26 protein-coding genes are annotated in these 25,243 nt (G+C 40.8%); 23 read left to right on the forward strand and 3 right to left on the reverse strand.

Annotated elements, in window-relative coordinates; translation table 11 throughout:
* Positions 1-123 precede the first annotated feature (123 nt).
* From ACIQ0C_RS02730 to lysA, 6 genes are all read left to right on the forward strand, one after another.
* Positions 124-1,413, forward strand: coding sequence for an NCS2 family permease (locus ACIQ0C_RS02730; RefSeq protein ID WP_191928996.1), 1,290 nt, complete (start codon positions 124-126; stop codon positions 1,411-1,413).
* 158 nt (positions 1,414-1,571) lie between these two features.
* Positions 1,572-2,189: a stage V sporulation protein AA gene (locus tag ACIQ0C_RS02735; protein WP_402839821.1), complete on the forward strand. Its 618-nt coding sequence runs from the start codon at positions 1,572-1,574 to the stop codon at positions 2,187-2,189.
* A complete protein-coding gene (locus ACIQ0C_RS02740; protein ID WP_034308131.1) occupies positions 2,179-2,601 on the forward strand; it encodes a stage V sporulation protein AB in 423 nt (140 codons plus the stop codon). Before ACIQ0C_RS02735 ends, ACIQ0C_RS02740 begins: the two co-directional genes overlap by 11 nt.
* A gap of 43 nt (positions 2,602-2,644) precedes the next feature.
* Positions 2,645-3,250 carry a stage V sporulation protein SpoVABEA gene (spoVAEA, locus tag ACIQ0C_RS02745; RefSeq protein ID WP_095389705.1) on the forward strand — a complete coding sequence of 202 codons (606 nt, stop codon included), beginning with the start codon at positions 2,645-2,647 and terminating at the stop codon, positions 3,248-3,250.
* Positions 3,231-4,697 carry a spore germination protein gene (locus ACIQ0C_RS02750; RefSeq protein WP_402840245.1) on the forward strand — a complete coding sequence of 489 codons (1,467 nt, stop codon included), beginning with the start codon at positions 3,231-3,233 and terminating at the stop codon, positions 4,695-4,697. Before spoVAEA ends, ACIQ0C_RS02750 begins: the two co-directional genes overlap by 20 nt.
* A 275-nt stretch (positions 4,698-4,972) precedes the next feature.
* On the forward strand, positions 4,973-6,301 hold the full coding sequence (gene lysA / locus ACIQ0C_RS02755) for a diaminopimelate decarboxylase (protein ID WP_402839826.1): 1,329 nt from the start codon (positions 4,973-4,975) through the stop codon (positions 6,299-6,301).
* A 38-nt stretch (positions 6,302-6,339) separates the two neighbouring features.
* On the opposite strand, the gene ACIQ0C_RS02760 is transcribed toward lysA, so the two are convergent.
* Positions 6,340-7,200: a DUF1002 domain-containing protein gene (locus ACIQ0C_RS02760; protein ID WP_403057107.1), complete on the reverse strand. Its 861-nt coding sequence runs from the start codon at positions 7,198-7,200 to the stop codon at positions 6,340-6,342.
* A gap of 591 nt (positions 7,201-7,791) precedes the next feature.
* Here ACIQ0C_RS02760 and ACIQ0C_RS02765 point away from each other — a divergent pair.
* A complete protein-coding gene (locus ACIQ0C_RS02765) occupies positions 7,792-8,136 on the forward strand; it encodes a GNAT family N-acetyltransferase (RefSeq protein WP_402839829.1) in 345 nt (114 codons plus the stop codon).
* Positions 8,137-8,164: 28 nt separating this feature from the next.
* Here the strand turns inward: ACIQ0C_RS02765 and ACIQ0C_RS02770 are convergent, their stop codons facing one another.
* Together ACIQ0C_RS02770 and ACIQ0C_RS02775 are read right to left on the reverse strand one after the other, a co-directional pair.
* On the reverse strand, positions 8,165-8,701 hold the full coding sequence (locus tag ACIQ0C_RS02770; RefSeq protein WP_403056636.1) for a DUF309 domain-containing protein: 537 nt from the start codon (positions 8,699-8,701) through the stop codon (positions 8,165-8,167).
* Between the two features lie 167 nt (positions 8,702-8,868).
* The gene (locus ACIQ0C_RS02775) at positions 8,869-8,961 is read right to left on the reverse strand and encodes a YjcZ family sporulation protein (protein WP_072273196.1); all 93 of its coding nucleotides are present in this window, start codon (positions 8,959-8,961) and stop codon (positions 8,869-8,871) included.
* 215 nt (positions 8,962-9,176) lie between these two features.
* On the opposite strand from ACIQ0C_RS02775, the gene ACIQ0C_RS02780 reads away from it, so the two are divergent.
* The 16 genes from ACIQ0C_RS02780 to ACIQ0C_RS02855 all read left to right on the forward strand — a co-directional run bounded on the left by ACIQ0C_RS02780 (position 9,177) and on the right by ACIQ0C_RS02855 (position 25,186).
* Positions 9,177-9,944, forward strand: a complete 768-nt coding sequence (locus tag ACIQ0C_RS02780; protein WP_403056639.1) for a segregation/condensation protein A — start codon at positions 9,177-9,179, stop codon at positions 9,942-9,944.
* Entirely contained in the window at positions 9,931-10,512 is a 582-nt protein-coding gene (scpB, locus tag ACIQ0C_RS02785; protein WP_402839838.1) for an SMC-Scp complex subunit ScpB, read from the forward strand. Before ACIQ0C_RS02780 ends, scpB begins: the two co-directional genes overlap by 14 nt.
* A gap of 55 nt (positions 10,513-10,567) precedes the next feature.
* Complete coding sequence (locus ACIQ0C_RS02790) at positions 10,568-10,984, forward strand: hypothetical protein (RefSeq protein WP_403056642.1); 417 nt, start codon at positions 10,568-10,570, stop codon at positions 10,982-10,984.
* Positions 10,985-11,006: 22 nt separating this feature from the next.
* Positions 11,007-11,495, forward strand: a complete 489-nt coding sequence (locus tag ACIQ0C_RS02795) for a YpuI family protein (RefSeq protein ID WP_034308117.1) — start codon at positions 11,007-11,009, stop codon at positions 11,493-11,495.
* A gap of 120 nt (positions 11,496-11,615) precedes the next feature.
* On the forward strand, positions 11,616-12,491 hold the full coding sequence (locus ACIQ0C_RS02800) for a superoxide dismutase (protein ID WP_403056645.1): 876 nt from the start codon (positions 11,616-11,618) through the stop codon (positions 12,489-12,491).
* Positions 12,492-12,938: 447 nt separating this feature from the next.
* On the forward strand, positions 12,939-13,502 hold the full coding sequence (ahpC, locus tag ACIQ0C_RS02805) for an alkyl hydroperoxide reductase subunit C (protein ID WP_061144331.1): 564 nt from the start codon (positions 12,939-12,941) through the stop codon (positions 13,500-13,502).
* Positions 13,503-13,681: 179 nt separating this feature from the next.
* Positions 13,682-15,328 carry an FAD-dependent oxidoreductase gene (locus ACIQ0C_RS02810; protein ID WP_403056648.1) on the forward strand — a complete coding sequence of 549 codons (1,647 nt, stop codon included), beginning with the start codon at positions 13,682-13,684 and terminating at the stop codon, positions 15,326-15,328.
* 158 nt (positions 15,329-15,486) lie between these two features.
* A complete protein-coding gene (locus ACIQ0C_RS02815) occupies positions 15,487-16,647 on the forward strand; it encodes a D-alanyl-D-alanine carboxypeptidase family protein (protein WP_403056651.1) in 1,161 nt (386 codons plus the stop codon).
* Positions 16,640-17,233, forward strand: a complete 594-nt coding sequence (locus ACIQ0C_RS02820) for a nucleoside recognition domain-containing protein (protein ID WP_048680124.1) — start codon at positions 16,640-16,642, stop codon at positions 17,231-17,233. Before ACIQ0C_RS02815 ends, ACIQ0C_RS02820 begins: the two co-directional genes overlap by 8 nt.
* A 13-nt stretch (positions 17,234-17,246) precedes the next feature.
* Entirely contained in the window at positions 17,247-17,774 is a 528-nt protein-coding gene (locus tag ACIQ0C_RS02825) for a spore maturation protein (protein ID WP_402840251.1), read from the forward strand.
* Between the two features lie 302 nt (positions 17,775-18,076).
* On the forward strand, positions 18,077-18,817 hold the full coding sequence (gene rluB / locus ACIQ0C_RS02830; protein WP_034308106.1) for a 23S rRNA pseudouridine(2605) synthase RluB: 741 nt from the start codon (positions 18,077-18,079) through the stop codon (positions 18,815-18,817).
* 202 nt (positions 18,818-19,019) lie between these two features.
* Positions 19,020-19,550: a thiol-disulfide oxidoreductase ResA gene (gene resA / locus ACIQ0C_RS02835; RefSeq protein ID WP_034308103.1), complete on the forward strand. Its 531-nt coding sequence runs from the start codon at positions 19,020-19,022 to the stop codon at positions 19,548-19,550.
* Between the two features lie 18 nt (positions 19,551-19,568).
* The gene (gene resB, locus ACIQ0C_RS02840; RefSeq protein ID WP_403056655.1) at positions 19,569-21,212 is read left to right on the forward strand and encodes a cytochrome c biogenesis protein ResB; all 1,644 of its coding nucleotides are present in this window, start codon (positions 19,569-19,571) and stop codon (positions 21,210-21,212) included.
* Positions 21,205-22,383 (forward strand): c-type cytochrome biogenesis protein CcsB, encoded by a 1,179-nt coding sequence (ccsB, locus tag ACIQ0C_RS02845; RefSeq protein WP_403056658.1) that lies wholly within the window; start codon positions 21,205-21,207, stop codon positions 22,381-22,383. The genes resB and ccsB overlap by 8 nt, the downstream gene beginning before the upstream one ends.
* A 296-nt stretch (positions 22,384-22,679) precedes the next feature.
* Complete coding sequence (locus ACIQ0C_RS02850; RefSeq protein WP_034308096.1) at positions 22,680-23,396, forward strand: response regulator; 717 nt, start codon at positions 22,680-22,682, stop codon at positions 23,394-23,396.
* The gene (locus ACIQ0C_RS02855) at positions 23,393-25,186 is read left to right on the forward strand and encodes an ATP-binding protein (RefSeq protein ID WP_403057110.1); all 1,794 of its coding nucleotides are present in this window, start codon (positions 23,393-23,395) and stop codon (positions 25,184-25,186) included. Before ACIQ0C_RS02850 ends, ACIQ0C_RS02855 begins: the two co-directional genes overlap by 4 nt.
* Positions 25,187-25,243 lie beyond the last annotated feature (57 nt).

A 25,243-nucleotide genomic window follows, 5' to 3' on the forward strand; every position in this document is an offset into this window, starting at 1 on the left:
ATCTTTCTTTCAATGAATAATGATCAGGAAAAACGTCGATGCAGTACAATATTAGGACACCTTGTATTTTTGTGCAAACGGTTGTCGGTGATTCCTTTAGATCTGGAGGTCTAAAATATGTTTATGGAAAAGTTTTTCTCCCTGAAAGAAAATGGGACGGATGTCCGTACAGAAGTCATGGCGGGTGTTACGACATTTTTAACTATGGTTTATATCCTCATTGTGAATCCGGCTTTATTGTCTTCAATCGGAATTCCATTTGAACAAGTTTTCATGGCAACGGTCATATCAGCGGTGATTGGTACCCTTATCATGGGGCTCGTTGCAAAATACCCGATTGCGATAGCACCAGGGATGGGTTTGAATGCTTATTTTGCCAGCGTGGTGGGGGCACAGGGCCTTTCATACCAGACCGTATTCGGTACGGTTTTCATTGCTGGTTTGCTATTTCTATTAATTAGCGTGACTAGCTTGCGTAAAATGATAATTGATGCGATCCCTAACTCATTGAAATATGGCATCACATCCGGTATTGGTTTATTCATTGCGTTTATCGGATTGAAAAATGCTGGAATCGTAGTGCCTAATGAATCAACGATGGTGACGCTTGGCGATTTGCATCAGCCTGGAACCGTTTTAGCGTTAGCAGGCTTATTCATTACCTTGATTTTTATGGCCCGTAATATAAAAGGGGCAATTTTCATTGGTATGATCGTTACGGCAATCATTGGCTACTTTATCGGTTTGCTCAACTTCGATGGGGTCTTATCTGTACCACCAACACCGGTATTTTTCGATATCGATATCGCTGGGGTCTTCACGAATTCTTTATATTCAATCGTTTTCGCCTTTTTACTCGTGACGATTTTCGATACGACAGGTACCTTGATTGGCGTGACAGAACAGGCAGGACTAACGAAGGATGGGAAAATCCCTCGTGCCAAGAAAGCCTTTTTAGGTGATGCGATTGCGACTACAGTCGGCTCGATGTTTGGTACAAGCCCATCGACTGCCTATGTGGAATCAAGCACGGGAGTGGCTGCAGGCGGACGTACGGGATTAACCGCTACTGTCGTGGCAATCTTGTTTGCTGTATCGATTTTCTTTTCTCCATTGATATCGGCAATTTCTTCAGTTCAAGCAATCACAGCTCCCGTTTTGATCATCGTGGGATGTTTCATGATGGAAGGGCTGGCTAAAGTCAATTGGAAAATTTTCGATGAGGCATTTCCAGCATTTGCAATCATTTTAACGATGCCGCTTACTTCAAGTATATCTACAGGGATTGCAATTGGGTTCATCACATATCCCCTAATGAAGGTATTCAGTGGAAAAGGAAAATCAGTACACCCGCTCATTTATATTTTTGGATTGATATTTTTGGTTCAGCTGATTTTCTTCCCCACTCATTAATAGATGAATGTAAACCAAAAAGACATGCTGTCATTGCAGCGTGTCTTTTTTTGTTTTCAAATTAGTAATATTTGGACATGGTTCACTTCCTGCATTTTCAAACTGCTTCCAATCCATACTACTAGCATAAGGAAATAAAAGGTCGGGATGTGATGATAATGGCAGTTGTATATATCAGGATGAGGAACCGTGTACAAGCAAAGGGAAATCAAACGGTGAGGATAAAAGATATTGCAAGGATAATCGGGCCTGAAGAAGTGATTACCAAAATTGAAGAAATCATATTATTAACGGTCAAGAAGGAAGATAAGAATATTATTGTCATTGATTTGGCTCAAGTTATCATGGCCATCCGCAAGGTGGATCCGACTATTGAAGTGGAAACATTCGGCCCCTCCCAGACGATCATCGAAATCATTCTCTCGAAAAAGAAAATGTCATACCTGTCATTCGCCTTAGTTTGGTTTTTGTTATTTGTCGGCGGCGGGATGACGATCATGAATTTTCATGTGGATGTGAGCATGGGGGAAGTGCATCAAAAAATCTTTACTATAATAACGGGAAAAGTGGAAGATAAGCCGTTATTGATCCAAATCCCATATAGCTTCGGCCTTGGTATGGGCATGATTCTATTTTTTAATCATTTCTTTAAAAAACGCTTCAATGAGGAACCTAGTCCGCTCGAGGTTGAAATGTTCAACTATCAGCAGGATTTGGACCGTTATGTAATCATGAATGAAAATAAGGAAAACGTGCGCCACCTTGATGACCGGTAAAATCATCTTCGGAATCTTTGTCGGTTTAGCCGGGGGTTTTGCGACAGGTGCCGGTTTTGTAGCGTTTTTAACTGTACTTGGGGTGATTCCAAGACTGACTCAGCTGACAAAGACAATGAAAATGATTCATTACTACGAAGGAGCCATCATTGCCGGAGTTGTCGCAGGAACATGGTTAGGATTACAGGAAACGGAACTTTCCCTCCCGCATTTTCTATTAATTCCGATCGGTTTGGCTGACGGGATATTTAATGGGATGCTTGCTGCTGCCTTAACTGAAGTCCTGAATGTATTTCCGGTTCTTTCAAAACGAATCGGAATTCAAGAGAAGATCATTTATCTGTTAATGGCACTCGTATTGGGAAAAATAGCCGGATCATTATTCCAATGGATTTATTTTGTCGATTTATAAGTGTATGAGGTAACTATTCCTGATGATGAAAGGTAGGCCCAAGATGGTAACCAAACGAAAAGTGATATTGATTACGGATGGAGATGAGTATGCGAAACGGGCTGTCGAGCATGTAGCCAAGGAAATAGGGGGAAGATGTATCTCCATGTCCCAAGGTAATCCATCACGATATACGGGCTTGGAGTTAGTTGAATTAATAAAAAAGGCGAAGTATGATCCTGTATTGGTCATGTTTGATGATAGCGGTTTTATCGGAGAAGGATCAGGCGAACAGGCAATGAAGGTAGTTGCCGGACACCCTGATATTGATGTCCTTGGCGTGATAGCGGTCGCGTCAAAGACTAGAAGGGAAGAATGGACCAAGGTGGATATCTGTATTGACCGTGATGGTAATTTGACACCGAACGGGGTTGATAAATACGGCGCCGAGGAATTTGAACTGGGCAAGATAACAGGAGATACGGTGTATTGCATCGATCAATTACATGTTCCCATAGTAGTTGGGATAGGGGATATCGGAAAAATGTCCCATCAGGACGATTTTAAAAGAGGAGCACCGATAACGAAGCTAGCGGTGGAAATCATATTGGAAAGGAGTGGTCATGATGACTTCAGAAAAACCTCAAAACATGATGCCGATTCCGAGTAGGGTAGCGGAAGTTGACGCGTACATGGAAGAGAAAGTAGGTCTGGGCGTCAGCTTTGACTTAGGAGTAAGAAGGATAAAGGTCTTAAGAAAAGATGTGCATATTTACTATATAAACGGGCTGACGGATACAGAGTACATCATTGATATCCTCGATTCTCTTATTCATAACAAAAATGCCGATATCGTGTCTACTAAAGTTTTTGATGTAGTCAAAGACTTACTCGTACACCAATCCGTTCAGGAAATAAAGACGATGGATGAGCTTGTTGATCAGGTATTATCCGGTTTAATAGTCGTTGTTGTTGATGGTAAACCAATAGGACTGGTAGTGGATGTCAGGAGCTATCCCGGGAGACAGCCAGTAGAACCCGATACGGAAAAAGTCGTCCGTGGATCAAGGGATGGTTTTGTCGAGAATATCATCATTAACACAGCGATAACCAGACGAAGAATCCGGGATGAAAGATTACGTTTCGAAATGTTGCATGTAGGGGAACGATCGAAATCCGATATATCCATCGGCTACATTAAAGATATTGCCGATCCGGATTTGATAGAAATCGTTCGTAAGGAATTGAATAGTATTGAGGTTGATGGCATAACGATGTCTGATAAAACGATCGAAGAGTTCATCGTAAAGCAAAGGTATAACCCCTACCCGCTTGTCAGATACACGGAACGGGCTGATGTGGCGGCAACGCATTTGCTTGAGGGGCATGTCCTCATTTATGTGGATACTTCACCGAGTGTCATCATTACCCCGTCCACCCTTTTTCATCACATGCAACACGCTGAGGAGTATCGGCAGGCACCTGCCGTTGGGACCTTGGTGCGCTGGGTACGGTTTCTCGGGATTTTCGTTTCATTATTCTTGCTGCCGATTTGGTTATTGTTTTGTTTAGAGCCTTCCCTCCTGCCGGAAAAGTTCGAGTATATCGGGCCGAATGAAAAAACGCATATACCCATAGTGATCCAAATCTTCATTTCCGATATAGGTATAGAGTTTTTAAGGATGGCAGCCGTTCATACCCCGACCCCGCTTTCCACGGCAATGGGCTTGGTTGCGGCGGTTTTGATAGGACAAATAGCGATAGATGTTGGCCTATTTGTACCTGAAGTGGTTCTCTACGCTTCTGTAGCGACAATCGGTACATTTGTCACTCCGAGTTTAGAATTGGGGGTTGCGAATAAAATTTCCCGTTTAGTACTGATAGTGTTGGTCGCTTTATTTAAAGTGCCTGGCTTAGTTATAGGCATCACACTCTATTTGATCATGCTCACTAGTATAAAAACCTTAAATACACCTTATTTATGGCCGCTTCTCCCGTTTCAGCCGAAGGCCTTGTCACATATAATATTTAGAAGACCTTATCCAGGTTCTATAGAACGTCCGAGCATTGTACATCCCCAGGATTTATATAGGCAGCCGAGAAAATCTAAAGGTTGATGTTGTCGAAAAGTTGTGGTAATTTATTTTTATTCGGATAAAGCGATAAAGTTAGGCTTCACAAAGAGAAAAAGCTACCATGACTCTTTGGAGTTTAAACCAATCTGTCTTTCCCTTCGAACCACTAAGCAGTCATAGAGAACAATATTTACATGGGATAATTGATTCGGATGAGGCTTGTTCATATAGAGGACCTTTTACAGCAGGGTATCTTTATTTGAGGCTGCCTCATTTCTTATTAATATTTAGTTTTAAGTCAGGAAGGTGAGGCTATCATGCATTTGTACGGAACCGGTGGTGTCAATGAACGTGGACATCTGGAGATTGGCGGAGTGGACACGATCGAATTGATCGAACAATTTGGTACACCATTATATGTTTATGATGTAGAGCTAATTCGCGAACGGGCGAGAGGGTTCAAGAGAACTTTTGAGGAATTGGGGATTTCAGCACAAGTTGCTTACGCTAGTAAGGCCTTTTCTTCGATTGCCATGATCCAGTTGGCTGAGCAAGAGGGACTTTCCCTTGATGTTGTCTCAGCGGGAGAATTATATACGGCAATTAAGGCAAATTTCCCAACAGAACGGATTCACTTCCATGGAAATAACAAAAGTGAAGAAGAGCTACATATGGCTTTGGATTATGACATTGGCTGTATAGTAGTCGATAATTTTTCAGAGTTGACACTGTTGGAAGAAATTTGTACAAACCGTGAACAAAAGGTGAAGATCCTTCTCCGTGTAACACCAGGTATCGAAGCCCATACGCATGATTATATTTTGACAGGGCAAGAAGATTCGAAATTTGGTTTTGATCTTATTAACGGCCAGGCCGAAGCTGCCCTTCGACAAGCGCTTAAAAGTGAATTTCTGGAAGTGCTGGGATTGCACTGCCATATCGGTTCCCAGATCTTTCAAACGACCGGTTTCCTGCTGGCAGCCCAAAAAATTATCGGCAAGCTGAGTGATTGGCACGGTTCGGTAGGGTTTCAACCAAAGGTATTGAATCTCGGAGGGGGATTCGGGATTCGGTATACAGAAGAGGACGACCCGCTACCGGCGTCTCAATATGTTGAGGAGATCGTTAGGGAAGTGCAGAACCTGATTGCTGATTCTGATTTAGTGATGCCTGAAATCTGGATAGAACCTGGCCGTTCATTGGTCGGGGACGCTGGTGTGACACTGTACAAGGTCGGTTCTGAAAAGGAAGTTCCTAATGTCCGTAAATATATTGCCGTAGATGGGGGCATGAGTGATAATCTACGTCCCGCTCTTTACGAAGCGAAATATGATGCCATTCTTGCAAACCGGCCACTAGACCCTGTAGAAGAGACAGTGTCCATTGCAGGCAAATGCTGTGAAAGCGGAGATATGTTGATTTGGGATTTACCATTGCCAAAAGCCGGCCGCGGTGATGTCTTGGCGGTATTTTGTACAGGCGCATATGGATATTCCATGTCGAATAATTACAATCGGATTCCGAGACCGGCAGTCGTCTTTGCCGAAAATGGAGAAGCCCGGTTGGTCATCAAACGTGAGACTTACGAAGATCTTATCCATTTGGATTTGGCCCTTCATGAAGCCGCAGTCGTCAATAAAAAATAGAAAAAAGGATGGCATTGGCCATCCTTTTTTTATTTCATTCAGCTGAAAAGTGACTTGATCGCGTCTATTAAACTACTGAAAACTTCTTTCAATTTATCCAGAAATGATTGACCCTCTTCGGATTCAAGAAAATTGGAAAGTTTATCTTTAGCTGCAGTCAGCTGATCACCGACAGCGTTCCAATCAATATCCAATTCTTTTAGCTTATTGAATAAATCAATTAAACTTTGAACTTGATTTTCATTTAAGGCGATTCCAAGGTCTTTTGCTGAAGACTCGACAACATCGCGGACCTCTTCAGTATTGGCTGGTGGATTTGCAGCCATTTCCTCTTTGATTTTCGTAACAAGTGCAGAGGCTTCTTCTGTACCGATTTCGTCACCCAATTTTGCTGTTTTCACCATTTCTTCATTCGCTGCCTGTTTCACATCTTCAGGAATCTTCTTGTCGGCAGAGATTTCATAGGCTTTAATGACTCCTGTCAAAGCCGCTGTACCGGAAACGGGTATAGGTGCTGTGACATAGACGGTAGCATCCTTTACTCCGGCAGTAGCCAGTGCATTGATATACATTTCATCGGAAACCCAGTTAATGTTTTTCGATTCCAGTTTAAGTCCGGTACCTTTTTCCTCCAAAGTAATCGCAGAAGATGAAATCGCTTTTGTACCGATCAGACGGCTAGCGATATAGTCTCCTAAGTATTCATGTTCCTCCGCATTTGTAACCGTTAAAACCTCAACATCATTTGGCGCTTTCATTTCTGATAAAATCATATTTTTTTGTTCATTTGTCAAATTCTCACCAAGTGTGACGATCATTTCACCAACAGCTGCATCTGCAAAAGCCTTATATGGCAATAATAGACATAATAAAATGGTTACAATGACCCATTTATTCATTTTTTTCATGATAATCCTCCTTAACTTTTCCTGCTGAATTGGGAATCTTTCAATAAAAGGGCGGCACCTTTAAATCAGATTCATAGTATTTGACGAAACAAAGGATAAAAAAGATACATATTTTCCTGAAAAAAATTTATATAGCCAAGATAGCTACGTTCATTTTAACGAAGAAGTTGGGTGTATCTTTGTCTTTTATACTTAAAATGTCACTCTATGAACCTAGATCACTTTACCAATGTAGTAAAATCGAAGCAAGATTGCAAGGATATTTGTCAGATTGTGTTAAGTTATAGTAGAATGAATTCGTTATTTAAATATTTGGACCATTCATAAAGGGGTATGGGATGAGGAAAAGTAATAAGACTCTTTTACTTATGATGCTTATTATCGCTTTGATGTGGGGAATCGTATACTGGCTGTTTATCGCTTAGCACATAGCACATCGATAAATCAAGTGCTGAAAGTGATGTTGAAACGAACGAGGTTTTTATGTATGATGTAAATGTTATATGTGAGAATTATTATTCAAAGCAAATTAATTGGAAAACAGGAAGATAATAAAAACGTTATTTAGTAACGAGGGATATTATGTTGATTAAGTATAAGAAAAGTTATGAGAAGTTTGCCATGGGATTATTATCTTTCATGCCAAATGAAAAAGAGATAAAAACGCTTCGGAATACGATGAAGAATTATGAAACGGATGAAAACCTACAGCTGTTCTTATGGAAAGATGAAGAGATTACGGGCTTGATCGGGATAGAAGTCTCTTCAAACCACATTGAGATACAACATATATCTGTAAATCCATCCTTCCGGAAGCAAGGTATCGGTAAAACGATGGTCAGGGCCATCAAGGAGCAATATCCTGACAAAGAATTAAAAGCAAATGAGTTTACGGAAAGCTTTCTTGATAAGTGTGAAGATTTCTGAATATGAAAGCAAGAATGGAGGACCGCGCTTAAGGGCGGTCCTCCATTCTTGTTTTTCGAAGGTAAAGCTGTCGAGCCCTTTCTGAAATGACATCCGAACGGTCACGCATTAGGTGCTTATCAACTATCGATGTATTGGCCATGTCGCTAGCCGCACCCCATATGTACCCTTCTTGGAAACACATGTACTGGCATTTTTCGATCAAGCATTGATCCGCTATCGGAAGATTGATGCTTTTATATGGCTTTTGTGATAACATTCGCTCAAGGGTATCCTCGAGCAATTTGAACAGTCGTTCTGGATCGAGTCCCAACTTCAGGAGCTCGGCCTTTTTAAGATGGAGATTTGCCATGGCTTTAGACAGGGTCCTTGCAGCCCCTTTTTTGTTTCCCCTGCGATCATGATACAGGGCAACCGCAATTTGAATGAGCCCTACCCAATGAGAGTCACGCTCTTTTGGTGCGGTTTCCTTCCAATATTCTTCAAGGATTTCATGACATTCAAAGTAATCCCTGGAACCATGGAAATGGACAAGGAAAGAAAGGTATTCTTCCGCGTAAGTCAATAGGAGCACCCCTTTGGTTTGATGGAATCATCTAAAATAAGGCAAAAAGCCATTTTCTAATAGCTTAACATCCGCTATGTATACTCACTAAGTTTAGCATAGAATTTTTTCTTGGAAAATAAGGAAAGCTGATTGCAAGGCAATCAGCTTGATTCATCAGTCTTCCATTAACACCAAGAAGCACCGACGATAACTAATAAAATGAACAATACTACAATAAACGCGAATCCGCCGCCGTTTCCAAAACCACCTGCACCCATAATGAGTACCTCCTTTGTTCTGCTATTCTTACATTTCTAGGTTATGTTGGATTTCGGAATGTGATTGGGCAATGACCCATTTGACGGAAATCCCTAATAAAAACTTTTCTTTGGACAGTAAATTATTATTTGGATAAAGGGCGGCAATCCACTATACTTGATTAGTAAAAGAAATAGGTCTATATCGGCCAATTAGATTTAAATGAGGTAATTTAATGGGTTATAATATAAAAATTGACGCTTTCGAAGGTCCGATGGATTTACTCCTGCATTTGATCAATCGCCTGGAAATAGACATCTACGATATTCCGATGGCTGATATTACAGATCAATACCTAGGTTACATCCATACGATGCAGCATCTGGAATTGGATGTGGCCAGCGAATATCTGGTGATGGCTGCAACATTGCTTGCCATCAAGAGTAAAATGCTGCTTCCAAAGCATGAAGATGAACAAGTGATTGATGAAGATGGGGAAATATTTGAGGAAGATCCGCGGGATGAGCTTGTGGAAAAACTATTAGAATATAAAAAGTATAAAAATGCAGCCGAAGAATTTAAAGGGATGGAAGAAGAAAGAAGCTTGATGTTCACCAAACCCGCAAGTGATTTATCTGTTTATGTTAAAGAAGCGGAAAGTGATAAACAAGAGTTGAATATAAGTCTATACGATATGTTGGGGGCTTTGCAAAAACTGCTGCGAAGGCAAAAAATTCAAAAGCCGCTTTACACGAAAGTAACGAAACAAGAGATATCGATAGAGAAACGAATGGATGAAATCATGATTGAGTTACAATCAATTAAAGGGAAGAAAAGTTTTTTTGAACTGTTTTCGCTCCCGGTTAAAGAGCATATCGTCATCACTTTCATGGCGGTACTGGAGCTGATGAAACTTAATGAAATCATCGTTGAACAGGAAGATAACTTTTCGGAAATCATGATTGCTGCTAAGGAAGGTGTAGAACCAGTTGGAAGTTATTAATTGGAAAGGGATTCTAGAGGCATTATTGTTTGCTGCCGGAGATGAAGGGCTCTCCGTCAAACAAATTGCCTCTGTCCTGGAAATTACGGAATATCAAGCAACGGACATCGTTGAAAGTTTGAAGGAAGAATATATATCTGATGTACGCGGGATTCAGGTGGTCGAAATAGCTGGTGTTTATCAAATGACGACAAAGAAAGAGCACTCGGATTACTTGAAAAGATTAGTCGAAACATCAAACACTCAAGGCTTGTCCCAGGCGGCATTGGAAACACTCGCAATCATTGCCTATAAACAGCCGATTACTAGAGCTGAAATTGATGAAATACGCGGAGTGAAAACCGAACGCCCCATTCATACACTTGTCACTAAAGTCTTAATTAAAGAAGTCGGACGTGCTGAAGGCTCGGGCCGGGCTTATTTATATGGGACAACAAAAGAGTTTTTGGATTACTTCGGCCTGAATTCCATAGATGAATTACCGCCCCTCGCCGATAATTCGGATGATAGCTTTGAAAGCGGTGAAGCCGATCTGTTTTTTGAAAAATTTCAACAAACAATCGAATAACATTTTTCTTTGAATTGTGATAATATAGAAAAAAATGAATGCGGGGGGATTGCGGGTGCGAATTGTAGCATGCAATGGATTTGGGCTTGAAAAGGAAAAGTCGAATTCACCTGAGGACTTCTTTAATCGATCCGTTATACAATACATAAAGGATGGAGAAGAAAAGACGCTGAATGTACTGTATCTCCGCTATTTTGATGAGATGGTCTCTCGTTGGACCCCATATCCCGCCAATCCCATATTCAAAAGCCCTAACAGAGATATTTATATGGCTGATATCATTGCCATGGTCTGTCTACTCAAAGACCCGAGCCTGGTTAACCGAAAACGAATATATATAAATGCAGAAAAAGAGCTGGCTGGTTATTTCGAAAATATAGATTTTGAAAAATTGGAGAAAGTGTTTATATCTATTGACCAAGCTAAACCATATGATATAGAATCACATGTTGACTATTATATTCAATCTTAATCAATTTGAGGAGGGTTCACGGTTGGGGAATACATTGGTAAAATCTCAGCTTGAAGATGTAAAGGGCTTTTTAGAAACGACAGTGGCTCAACTGGAAGAATTTATAAATGAGACGACCTATTCTAAGCTGCAAGAGGAAAAAAGCGGGGATGAAACCTATTATAAAGGGATCCTTTCCAGTTTAAGAAGAATGCTTGTAAGTTGTGAAGAGGGCTTGGAGGCTTGCCAAATCGTTCTGAAAAATGATGTTTTCAATAAAGCTGCAGCTGAAAAGACGCTTTATAGAGTTTATCATCAATGTATCGAAGAATACTTTTCCCCAAAATCAGATCGGTGGTTTGAGGACAGCAGATCTGCCTATACAGGAAAAAACTCGATTAAATTTCACCAAAGTGTACCTGACAGTATAATATCCATTCTGAAGGCCGTGGAAAGTGGATTCCAGACCATGCGTGAAGAATTGGAGTTTTATGAAACGGATTACCGGACGAAAATGTTGCAGTCAAGATAATGAAACAGCAAGGCTTAATAAGCCTTGCTGTTTTTTTAGCTATAAATGGAATCTCCGCTTAATCGAAACATAAAATACTTTGATGATTTATGTGCATAAAGGTTAAGAGGAGGTTGCAAGATGTCTGAGGTAAGAGACTATGCTAAAGAGGTAAGTGATTGGGTCGATGGAGTGATGGAATATCTTGAGGTGATCGACTTCACCGATTCGCCATTGCTGTCAAATATTGAACGGCTTTCCGAGTTGGCAAAGAATATGGATGAGGAAGAAATGGATTATGAGGATATGGTCCTGATTGAAGAAGAGATGGCTCGGGTCTACGAGGAAATTGAAGAACTCGCTAGGGAATTCAATATACAGGAAAGGCAATCAGTACCGATTGGGAAGCATACGCTACCGCCGTTACCTTATGCCTATGATGCGCTGGAACCGACGATTTCAAGGGAAATCATGTATCTGCACCATGATAAGCATCATCAAGCATATGTCGATGGTTTGAATAAAGCGGAATTGATGATGAAAAAAGCGAGAGAAACGAATGATTTTTCCTTGTTGAAACATTGGGAAAAGGAAGCTGCCTTTCATGGATCAGGCCATTATCTCCATACGCTGTTCTGGGAAGTGATGATTCCGGGAGGGGGCGGACAGCCAAGGGGCGATTTACTTAAACAGATTGAGAAGGATTTTGGAAGCTTTGCAGCTTTTAAAAGTCATTTTAGTGAGGCTGCTAAACAAGTAGAAGGTGTTGGCTGGGCGATTTTAGTCTGGGCCCCGCGTGCACGGCGGCTAGAAATACTTCAATCGGAATTGCACATGGTTTTGACCCAGTGGGATACGATCCCAATCCTTGTTCTTGATGTATGGGAACATGCTTATTACCTGCAATATAAAAATAATCGTGCTGCCTATGTGGACAAATGGTGGGACGTTGTAAACTGGCCGAAAACAGCCGTAAGATTCACCGAAGCGAAAAAGCTTATTTGGAAAAAGCAATAACTGATTAATTATAGAAATGTCTATGGAGAACCAATTACAAATATACGAGCCGTGAAGGTTCGTTTTTTTTTTTTTGCCTGAAATTTTGTAACACGAATTTTTCAGGGGGAATATGGAAAAGATGTGAAGGGAGACCCGCAGATTTTATTTTAAAGCGACTTATGATTCTCATTTGGATATTATTATTAGATTGAAAAGGAGAGGATATCATCTAACGAAATAATGAGTATGTGTCTTATTTGAATCCTTGAAATAACATTGAAACTGTGTTGAAAATGCTACTTTGAAGTATTATGGGTTTTTAATAATAATTAATTTATATTAATATAAAAACTGTGACCAATTTGTGAACTTAAAAATTATTAAGGTATATTTATTGACTAGTTTCTATTTAATAATTATTATAAACAGGAGCAGATAAAAAAATAGCTATTGGAGGAATTTATTATGTCATTGATCAATAAACAAGTTGAAGATTTTAAAGTACAAGCTTACCATGCAGGAGAATTCAAGGAAGTTACACTTGAAGATGTTAAAGGAAAATGGGCAGTATTCTTTTTCTACCCAGCTGACTTCTCTTTCGTATGTCCAACTGAATTAGCTGATCTTCAAGATAACTATGAAACATTCAAGGAAATTGGTTGTGAAGTTTACTCAGTTTCAACAGATACTCATTTCAGCCACAAAGGATGGGCTGATGCTACTGATACAATCGGTAAAATCCAATATCCAATGTTAGCTGACCCAGCTAACGTTTTATCCCGTCAATTCGGTGTATTGATTGAAGAAGATGGATTGGCTCTACGTGGAACTTTCATCGTAAATCCAGAAGGACAAATTAAAGCATACGAAATTAATGACTTAGGAATTGGCCGCAATGCTGAAGAACTTGTAAGAAAAGTTCAAGCTGCACAATTCGTAGCGGAACATGGGGATAAAGTTTGCCCTGCAAAATGGACTCCAGGTGAAGATACTCTTGAACCAAGCCTGGACCTAGTAGGTAAACTTTAATATTTATGGGATGGTCCATTTCTTCAATCAATGGACATAACCAGCTTTGATTACGATTACTGGTGGGACAATTCGTCCGACAAGATCCAATGACAAAAGGCACTTACCTAAAATAAGTGCCTTTTGTTTTTCAAAATAACAGTTTAGTACGTATTATCATTCAGCAAGGAGCACAAAAGATGAAAAAAATATATGATTTATTAATTATTGGTGGCGGTCCTGCAGGCCTCTCAGCCGGCGTTTATGCTGGAAGAGCCAAGTTAAAGACAATAATTCTTGAAAAAGGAACTGGCGGCGGACAAGCTGCCACTACATCGGAAATAGCCAATTACCCTGGTATCCGTCATATATCGGGCCCTAGATTAGTTGAAGAAATGAAGCTTCAAAACGAAGATTTTGGCGTTGAATTCGCTAAAGCTGATGTAACGGGCGTGGATTTCTCTGGTGAGGTGAAAGTCGTAAAAACCCTTGGCGGGGACTACCATGCACGCGCCGTCATCATTGCAACGGGTGCTACTCCAAGGACGCTGGGTTTTCCAGGTGAAGAGGAATTCACTGGCCGCGGTGTAGCTTATTGTTCAACATGTGATGGTGAATTCTTTGAAGGGTTGGAAGTTTTCGTTATCGGTGCAGGATATGCAGCCGCTGAAGAAGCAATATTCCTGACACGTTTTGCTACAAAAGTTACAATCATCGCCCGAGAATCAAGCTTCTCGTGTGCCCCGTCCATTGTTGATAAAGTAATGGCAAATGATAAGATTGAAGTGAAATTCAATACGGAAATCCTTGGGGTTCATGGAGACGGGATGATTCAAAGTGCACGTTTCATCAATAACGTTACTAAAGAAGAATTTGAATATAAGGCGAAGGAAGAAGACAATACGTTTGGAGTATTCGTTTTCATAGGTTACGAGCCGAAGACAGAGATATTCAAGGGCCATATCGAAATGGATGATGCTGGTTACATTTTAACCGATGATGATATGAAGACTAATGTGAATGGTGTCTATGCGGCGGGCGACCTAAGGCCAAAATCCTTGCGCCAGATTATCACAGCTGTATCTGATGGAGCGATTGCAGCAACGGATGCCGGGAAATATATTGAAGAAGAAAAGGATCGCCTAGGAATCAAAGATGAACCTGAAGTTGAAAAACCGGCGAAAAAAGAACAGGCCGCTGTCCCAGCAGGCAAGAGCGCTTTATTAAGTGATGCGTTACGTGGCCAATTAAAGGGAATCTTCGGCAAGATGGAGAGCGACGTTACATTGGTGTCCATAGTCGATGAAAGTTTGCCAAAATCAGTCGAATTGCGAGACTTCTTGTTGGATGTTGCGGAATTAGGAGATAAGCTTCATCTTGAGTTATACAACAAAGGTGAAAATACGGAAATTGAAGAAAAAATCAATGCAGATAAGTTCCCTGTCGTTTCCCTCTTAAATTCGAATGGTGAATACAGTGGCGTTAAATACCACGGTGTACCAGGCGGCCATGAGTTGAATTCCTTCATTTTGGCCATCTATAACCTGGCTGGACCTGGTCAAGCATTGGACTCAGTTGTATTGAATTCAATTAAGGGAATCAGTAAAAAAGCGAACATTAAGGTCATGGTTTCATTGGCATGTCACTACTGTCCAGACGTTGTAGTGGGTGCACAGCGCATAGCGATTGAAAACCCTAACGTTGAAGCTGAAATGGTCGATATAAGCAATTTCCAGGAAATCAAGAAGAAATATAAAGTCATGAGCGTGCCGGCCATGATCATCAATGATGAACAAGTGGTATTCGGAGCTAAGAAAATTGATGAAATCGCTGAATTATTAGTATAATAGAACACTAAATCGATAGGGGTCCCTATCGATTTTTTTTATGGGATTTTTCCCTTGAAAATCAGTAGATATCATGAAGGATTAGATTCTTTTATTCATAACCCTTGTCCCTTTGCATAAACTTGTACAAAAACAAGTAAAGAGACGAGGGGGCACTCATGCGTTTTCTATATAAAGGGTTATCGAGTTTGTGTATCGTCATTCTCCTGTTGTCTTTAATGGCACCTGTAGAAAGTGCCAATGCAAATGTATCCGTAAGTGCCCATAGCGCGATTTTAATGGATGAGGATAGCGGAAGGGTCATTTATGAAGTGAATGCTCATGAAAAGAATCGCATAGCAAGCATTACGAAAATAATGACGGCTATCTTGGCTATTGAATCGGGACAAATGGATGAGACAGTGAAGGTGAGCAGCAATGCCTTCGGGACGGAGGGATCTTCCCTTTACTTAAAAGTAGGAGAAAGAATTAAGCTCGAAGATTTGGTATATGGCTTGATGCTTCGTTCTGGTAATGATGCAGCAGTCGCAATCAGTGAAAAGGTTGGCGGAAGCCTGGATGGATTCGTCTGGATGATGAATCAAAAGGCGGAAGAAATAGGGATGAAAAATACCCATTTTTCAAATCCACATGGTTTGGATAATACGAAGAACCATTATTCAACCGCATATGATATGGCCATTCTCACTCGTTATGCCATGCAAAATGAAACGTATGCAAAGATTGCCGGCACAAAGGAACACAGGGCACCTAATTCCACAGAACAATGGGATTATGTATGGAAGAACAAAAATCGCCTACTTACACAATTATATGAGTATTGCACAGGGGGGAAAACAGGGTATACCAAACTAGCAAAACGTACCTTGGTCACGACGGCAACAAAAAACGAGCTTGACCTGATTGCTGTGACATTGAATGGTCCGGATGATTGGAATGATCATATTCAAATGTACGAATCCGCCTTTAAAGATTATACGCCTACAGAAATTTTACCCGCAGGCATGGTGGAAAACATGAAAAATAAAATATATAAAGGACATGTCTACATTAAAAATGATTTTTCGTATCCACTAACAAAGGAAGAGAGAGAATTGGTCAATGTGAAAATGAAATTGTTGAAGCCCCGGAATGCTTGGAAAGATAAAAGGAAAATCCCGGAAGTGGTCGGCAGAGCATCCATCTATCTTGATGGAAAGAAAATAGGCACTCGTTCAATTTTTTATGGGGAATCAAAAGAAAGCTTCAAGCAACAATCATTCCAATCTTCATGGGCTGAAGTATTTGAAGCGGTATTGGGAATCGGACGCAATGGTTAATTACATTTGGGTCGGGATGTTTGTGATCGGTATCGTCTTTGGCATGATTAATGGAACGATGGATCAGGTGAATGAAGCTCTATTTGTCAGCGCAAAGGAAGCGGTCACCCTTTGCCTGGGACTAATGAGCATACTTGTCTTTTGGCTGGGTTTGATGAAAATCGCGGAGGAATCGGGGCTGTTAGATAAACTATCCAACTTGTTCAAGCCGTTCATGAGATGGCTATTCCCTGAAGTGCCTCCTAATCATCCCGCCATGGGGTATATACTTTCCAATATGATGGCAAATACATTCGGATTGGGGAATGCAGCTACCCCTCTTGGTATAAAAGCCATGGAACAGCTAAAGAAACTAAATGGAGGAAAAGCAACGGTCAGCCGCTCGATGGTCACTTTTTTAGCAATCAATACTTCAAGCGTAACGTTGATTCCAACTACTGTCATTGCGATCCGAATGAACTACGATGCCCACTCCCCGACGGACATCGTTTTTCCGACCATAATAGCAACGGCCATTTCTGCCGTTGGAGGAATCGCGATAGATCGATATTTTTATTACAGGAGAAAGAGGAGCGGGAGGGAATAGGATGTTGCACTGGATGACCACCATTTCAATTTGGATGATACCGATTTTGATCCTAGGTATATTACTGTACGGCACATTGAAGAGAGTTCCCACCTATGAGACCTTCGTAGAGGGGGGGAAAGAAGGAATCAGCATGTCCTTTTCCCTCATCCCTTTCCTGGTAGGGATGCTTGTGGCGATTTCGGTATTTAGGGCATCAGGGGCCTTGGATTTCATTGTACAATCACTGCACCCCTTGCTTTCCCTTCTTCATTTTCCGTCTGAGGTTTTACCCCTTGCGATTATTAGACCAATATCCGGAACAGCCGCTTTAGGAATAACCAGCGACCTGATATCTGTTTATGGACCGGATTCCTTTATTGGCCGCTTGGCTGCCACTATTCAGGGAAGTACGGATACCACATTCTATGTATTGACCGTTTATTTTGGAGCCGTCGGGATCAAAAAAATGGGTGATGCCCTTAAGGTCGGTCTTTTGGCAGACTTGATCGGAATCATAGCTGCCGTTATCGTCGTCACACTGGTTTTCGGTATGAATTAAAAGTTAGGGAAATGGAAGATTCCATTTCTTTTTTTTGTCTTTTTTCTTAAAAGTAGCCCTCCATCATTAAGGTGCATTCAAACTTTCTTCAAAAGAAACATTTTTTTGTATGGAAAAATAAGCTATGTTACACTCATTATGGAAACCACCCCATTTAACCGTCCCATTATTGGTGTAATAATAAAAGAAAAGCTCTTAATCACGAAAAACCTTTTGTTTTTGCCTCTCGATATGTAATAATTGTATGATTGTGTATGTATAGACAATAACAAACGAATGATTATACTATGGGGTGAAGATAGATGGAACGATTACAAAAGGTGATAGCACATGCTGGACTGGCTTCCCGCCGTAAAGCAGAAGAGTTGATTTTAGAAGGTAAGGTAAAAGTGAACGGCAAAGTAGTGAAGGAATTAGGTGTGAAAGTGGGGCCTAATGATAAGGTTGAGGTTAATGAAGTCCCGCTTGAAAAAGAAGCTCCGGTTTATTTCCTATTCTATAAACCGCGCGGCGTCATTTCGGCTGTTTCTGATGATAAGAACAGAAAAGTCGTAACGGACTTTTTCCCTTATATCAATGAACGGATTTATCCAGTAGGCCGCTTGGATTACGATACTTCGGGTTTGTTGATTTTAACCAATGACGGGGAATTTGCAAACACGTTAATGCATCCGAAGCATGAAGTGGATAAAGTGTATGTGGCAAAAGTGAAAGGAATGCCTTTGCGTGAAAGCTTGAAAAAGCTGGATAAGGGTATCAAGTTGGAGGATGGCAAGACTGCTCCTGCCAAGACGAGGGTATTGTCTACCGACAAGAAAAAGGAAACGGCCATAGTTGAAATCACAATACATGAGGGCAGGAACAGGCAAGTCCGCAGGATGTTCGAAGCAATTGGCCATCCCGTCATTAAATTGAAGAGGGAACAATATGGTTTCTTGACCTTGGACGGTTTGACTGCAGGGGATTCCCGTGAGCTGACTCCACATGAAGTTAAATTAATGCGGACTTTAGCAACGACCGAGCCTAAACAGCGGAGAATGTAAGCGAGTATTGTATTGATGGGTTGAAACCACTACCCCATTCTTCCCCTGGAAGAATGGGTGGTGGAAAACAACCTGTAAATACCTTTTCCTTCATGAATCGGGAAAGAATGTCACAAAACCTTCAGAAATGTAAATATAAAGGACATGGCGTTAAATGGTATAATGGTATGGTTAAATTTAGTGTGGCCTTAGGAGGATTTCTATGGATAAAAAGAAGCGACGCCTAATTAGCAGAACCATCATTCTCCTGCTTTTAGGTGCAGCTTTAGTGTTTGCCCTTTATACGAACTTCACTAAAGATAAGAATGAAAGCCTGAGAAAAGGATCCGATGCACCCAATTTCGTCTTGACTGATATGGAAGGTAAAGAGCATAAACTTTCCGATTACAAGGGAAAAGGCGTCTTCCTGAACTTTTGGGGTACATATTGCAAGCCGTGTGAATATGAAATGCCTTATATGGAAAATCAATATAAAAACTTTAAAGACCAGGGCGTTGAGATATTGGCGGTTAATGTCGGGGAATCTGACTATGCTGTCAATAATTTCATTACAAAGCATGATCTTACCTTTCCTGTCATGATCGATAAAGGTAGGGAAGTGGAAAATGCTTATCGCGTGGATATATTGCCTGTCTCCTTTTTGGTTGATAAAGAGGGGAAAGTGATAGATATCATCACCGGAGCTTTGACAGAAGAGAGCATCCAAAAGCATATGGAGAGAATTAAACCATGATATTGGGGAGTTTTTGACATGAAAGAAGTAAAATGCGATTGTGGTCATGTAAATCCGTTTGGCACAAAGATTTGTGGTAAATGCGGTATGGTGCTTGATAACGAAAAAGAGAACAAGCTTATTGATATGAGATATGAAGGAAGTGCCAGGCGTTCACAAACATATAAAAAAACGATCATCGATAAAATATGGAACTTCTTTTCTTCCGTTAAGGTCGGGGTGACGCTCATTGTCATTGCCTTGATCGCTTCAGCAATCGGGACGATTTTACCCCAGGAAATGTACATCCCTTCAACTGCTACGCCTGCAGAGCATTATGAACTGGAGTACGGCTGGTTCGGAATGGTGTATTATGAACTCGGGTTTCATAACTTGTATAGTTCATGGTGGTATTTGATTATCATAGGCATGCTGGGCATATCACTATTGATTGCCAGTATCGACCGGTTCTTTCCATTATATCGATCGTTAAAAAAACAAGGGGTCACACGTCATGACGGCTTCATGAAACGTCAGCGGATTTATGGGGAGACAAAGCTTGAAGACCAAGATATAAACCTTGAAGAAGTAAAGGATAGACTAAAAAGGCAGCGTTATCATATTCGAGAGGAAAACGGTCATATACTTGCCGAAAAGGGTCGTTTTTCACGTTGGGGACCCTATGTAAATCATATTGGACTTATCATTTTCTTAATTGGGGCATTATTACGTTCCGTCCCTGGGATGTATATCGACAAAGTACTTTGGCTGCGTGAAGGAGAGAGAAAAGAAATCCCGGGTACAAATGGTGAATACTACCTTCAGAATAATGAATTTACCTTAGAGGTGTATGATAAAGAGAGTGAAGAAGATAAGCAGTACAGTGCTGCGATTGATAAAACCGGAACGATCGCAAAAACATATCAATCCGATGTTACGCTCTATGAGCGCAAGGGAGATACCTTACCGGGGGAAAAAGTGGACCTTGATAAGCTTAAAGATTATAAAATCAAAGTCAATGAACCTTTGAAACATGATCATTATGCCCTCTACCAAGTAGACTATAAACTGGATGAGCTCAGTACGATGGCTTTTAATTTGATAAATAAAAAAACCGAAGAGAAATATGGAAGCTTAAAGATTGATTTGAACAACCCTCAAAAGAAATACGAATTGAAAGAAGGATATTCCGTTGATTTGATCAGTTACTTCCCCGATTTCGAGTTCGATGAAAAAGGCGAACCTAGAACGATATCGAAGATTCCGAATAATCCAGCATTTATCTTTAAAATGCATACTCCGGATAAGCCAGAGGGTGAAGTCAGTTTCGTAGCGATTAAGGAAACTGTGGAGCCTTTAGGGGAAAACACTTATAAAATGGCTTTTAATGGTGTGGAAACCCAAGATGTCACGGCTTTGACCGTCAGGAAGGATTTAACGCTTTGGATCCTATTCACGGGTGGAATCATCTTCATGATCGGCGTTGTCCAAGGGTCATATTGGAATCACCGGCGTATATGGATTAAGAGGAAAGATGATGAGATACTTTTGGCCGGCCATACAAACAAAAACTGGCACGGCATTAAAAGAGATATAAAACAAGCGATAGAATCAACATCACTTTCCGAACCAATGGATCAACTTGAAGAGGAGTCTAGTAAGGGGGAAGTATTAAATGGCTGAATTAAGCAGTAACCTTTTATATGCAGCTTTCATTTTATATCTGATCGCTACCTTTTTATTCGGGGGATCGATCAAGGATAAACGCGGTGCGGAGGAAAAGAAACAAAACAAATGGGCAAAACTGGGCATTTTCATCACCATTCTCGGGTTTGCGGCACAAATTGGGTATTTCATCACCAGATGGATTGCTGCCGGCCATGCCCCGGTAAGTAACCTGTTTGAATTTACGACCTTTTTCGGAATGATGCTGGTCGGTGCTTTCATATTAATTTATTTTCTTTATAAAACACCTGCCCTTGGGCTTTTCGCTTTACCGATTGCATTATTGATAATCGCTTATGCAAGTATGTTCCCTACAGAAATTTCGCCACTCATCCCTGCTTTGCAGAGCGATTGGCTACATATTCATGTAACGACTGCAGCGGCAGGACAGTCGATCCTTGCCATAAGTTTCGTTACTGCCATCATTTATTTAATCAAATTCGTTGATCAGACACAATCAAGCAAAAGAACGTTCTGGCTAGAAGTCATCATGTTCACATTAGTCTGCACCATCGGTTTCGTCATCATCACTTCTTCTTTTGCCGCCATGGATTATAAGGCGAATTTTGATTGGGTCGATAAAAAAGGTGCAGAGGTCAAACAGGAATTCAACCTACCGGCGTTGGTAGGTCCCAATGAAGGGAAACTCATCGAGGGGGATCGATTTGAACCACTGGTGGACATGCCTGCACTGATCAATGCCAAGAAACTGAATACTGTTCTTTGGTCATTCGGCATGGGACTCGTCCTGTATGGTTTAATAAGGTTGATTGCTCGCAAAAGAGTGGCAGCATTGATTAAACCGATCGTTAAAAATGTGAATTTGAATTTATTGGACGAGATTAGTTATCGTTCGGTCCTTATCGGTTTTCCGATCTTTACACTCGGTGCCCTAATTTTTGCAATGATCTGGGCTCAAGTGGCCTGGACACGATTCTGGGGCTGGGATCCAAAAGAGGTTTGGGCACTGGTTACTTGGTTGTTTTATGCGGCTTTCTTGCATCTGAGGATGTCAAAGGGGTGGCAAGGGGAAAAATCGGCTTGGCTTGCCGTCATCGGTTTTGCCATCATAATGTTTAACCTGATATTCGTTAATCTTGTTATTGCTGGTTTGCATTCATATGCTTGATTCTGTATTGTAATATTGGATGAAGGGGGTCTTTTGATAGAAACGTCGAGGAGTTTGCTTATCGATTTTTCTGGAAAATGATCCCTTTTTTCCTTCATCCCTTTTAATGGGAATATTTTGGTGAAATAGCACTTATCAATTCTTAATGAGCGGTCAAAGTCCTTTTTTTGTGACAAAATGGTGAAAGGTTCATGGAAGCCATGCGAAATTGGCTCTTTATCGTATTATGTAAGGAAAAAGTATTAGTCATGGAAGTATTCATTTTGTAGAATATATGATAGGAGGCTGATTACATAATGTATAATGCTATTAAAATTCTCGTGGTGGATGATGAGGAAAGAATCCGCCGGCTGCTAAAGATGTATTTGGAAAGAGAAGAATATATAATCGATGAAGCTGAAAATGGAGATATGGCTTTAACAAAAGCCCTTGAAAATGATTATGATTTAATTTTATTGGATATTATGATGCCTGGTAAAGATGGAATCGAAGTTTGCCGTGAATTAAGGGAAAAGAAAACGACTCCGATTATCATGCTGACGGCTAAAGGGGAAGAAGTGAATCGCGTTCAAGGCTTCGAAGTGGGGACAGATGATTATATCGTAAAGCCGTTCAGTCCCCGTGAAGTCGTGTTAAGGGTTAAAGCTTTATTGCGTCGATCTTCAAGCACAGGTTACATGCAAACGGAAACGACGGCAAAAGATGTGATCGTCTTCTCGCATCTAACAATAGATAATGATGCCCATCGTGTACTTGCTGATAACAAAGAGGTTTCATTAACACCAAAAGAATATGAATTGTTATATTTCTTGGCGAAATCCCCAGATAAGGTTTTCGACCGGGAACAATTGTTAAAGGAAGTATGGCACTATGAATTCTTTGGAGATCTTCGAACTGTAGACACGCATGTTAAACGCTTGCGTGAAAAATTAAACCGCATATCCGAAAACGCAGCAAAAATGATTGTGACCGTTTGGGGTGTAGGTTACAAGTTCGAAGTCATTAATGACTGATGCTATGGGGCAGTGTTGTAGGGAAGCTATGGGCAACGATCCTATTGCTCGTGTCGTTTGTATTAATTGTTTTAACCGTTCTGCTGGTCGAATTCTTTGAGAATTTCCAAATTGAAAATATTGAAAATGATTTAACCAAAACGGCTGAACAAATCATTAAGGTAACCAATGAACATCAGGGATCCAGCAATGAGGTTTTACAAATAGCTTCGGAATTAATAGGCAATGAAACGAAAATGGTCATTCTTAATGATGACAAAATGGTTTTCTCATCCATCGGAGGAGATAATGAGTTTGAAATCACGCCGGAACTCATTAAAAATGATTCCGAATTGCTCAAGGTTTTTACGGAAAGAAAGACTGTAAAAAAGGAAATGGCGCTTTCCGATGATGCGGGAAACGAGGGTTTGTCCGCAATCGTGGTAGGCATTCCACTTGAATTAAATGGGGAACAGGATGAAGTGTTCCTATTTCAATCGTTGGAGTCCATGGAAGAAACCACAAAATCCACTACGCAGTTCATTTTATTGGCAGCGGGCATCGCCATTATTTTGACAACGATTTTTGCTTTCTTTTTATCCACAAGAATCAATGCCCCATTGGTGAAGATGAGGGAAGCCGCCCTAGCGATTGCCCGGGGGAAATTTGATACAAAGGTTCCAATACTGACTCAAGATGAAATCGGTGAGCTGGCCATAGCGTTTAATCAGATGAGGAAGCAACTGAAATTCAATATGAATGCACTCAGCCAGGAAAAGGAACATCTCTCAAGCATACTTAGCAGTATGGCAGATGGCGTCATTACCTTCAATAAAGATGGCACAATTCTTGAAACGAATCCGCCAGCGGAAAGGTTTCTGCAATCCTGGTACTTTGAAAAGGGCTATAACCGGGAAGATAATGTGAATGTCCCTTTGGTTTTGATGAATCTTTTTGATGAATCAGAGTCCTTCGATAAGGAACAAGTCGGTGAAATTACCTTGCAGGGCCGTAATTGGGGATTGATTGTCAGTCCGCTATATACAAATGGCGACAATATTCGGGGAGCGGTGGCCATCATAAGGGATATGAGTGATGAAAGACGTATAGACAAACTTAGGACTGATTTCATAGCGAATGTCTCCCATGAGTTAAGGACGCCGATTTCAATGTTGCAAGGATATAGTGAAGCGATTGTAGATGACATTGCGAGCAGTGAAGAGGAAAAGGTGGAGATGGCCCGCATCATCTATGATGAATCTTTGAGAATGGGACGTTTAGTCAATGATCTTCTCGATCTAGCTAAATTGGAATCGGGTAAAATGAATCTTAGTTATGAATGTGTACCTATTTCTCCTTATTTAAAGAGGATTACAAGTAAGTTCTCTGGGCTGGCTAAGGAAAAAGGAATTACAATATCAGCCAACCTGCAAGATGATCAAATTCAATGGCATTTCGATCCGGACCGTATTGAACAGGTTTTGACTAATTTAATTGATAATGCGATTCGTCATACTCCTCCAGGCGGTAACATTGATGTCATTCAGAGGACAAGTGATCGAAGGGGTCTGATCATTGATGTGAGGGACTCTGGAACTGGAATTCCCGAAGAAGATTTGCCTTTTGTATTCGAGAGGTTTTATAAAGCGGATAAAGCAAGGACCCGCGGCCGCTCGGGTACCGGATTGGGTTTGGCAATCGTAAAAAATATCATCAATGCCCATGATGGCTACATTTCGGTAAACAGTTTACCTAATAAAGGGACGACGTTCAGTATTATTCTGCCTCGAATTATGGAAAATGCTGAATGAATGACGGGTGGCTTGCCAAAAAATCTTGTTTCATAAGGAACTGAGAAGACAAAGGCA

Origin of the sequence: Peribacillus sp. NPDC096448 (assembly GCF_044762675.1) — a bacterium.
Taxonomy (GTDB): domain Bacteria; phylum Bacillota; class Bacilli; order Bacillales; family DSM-1321; genus Peribacillus; species Peribacillus frigoritolerans_B.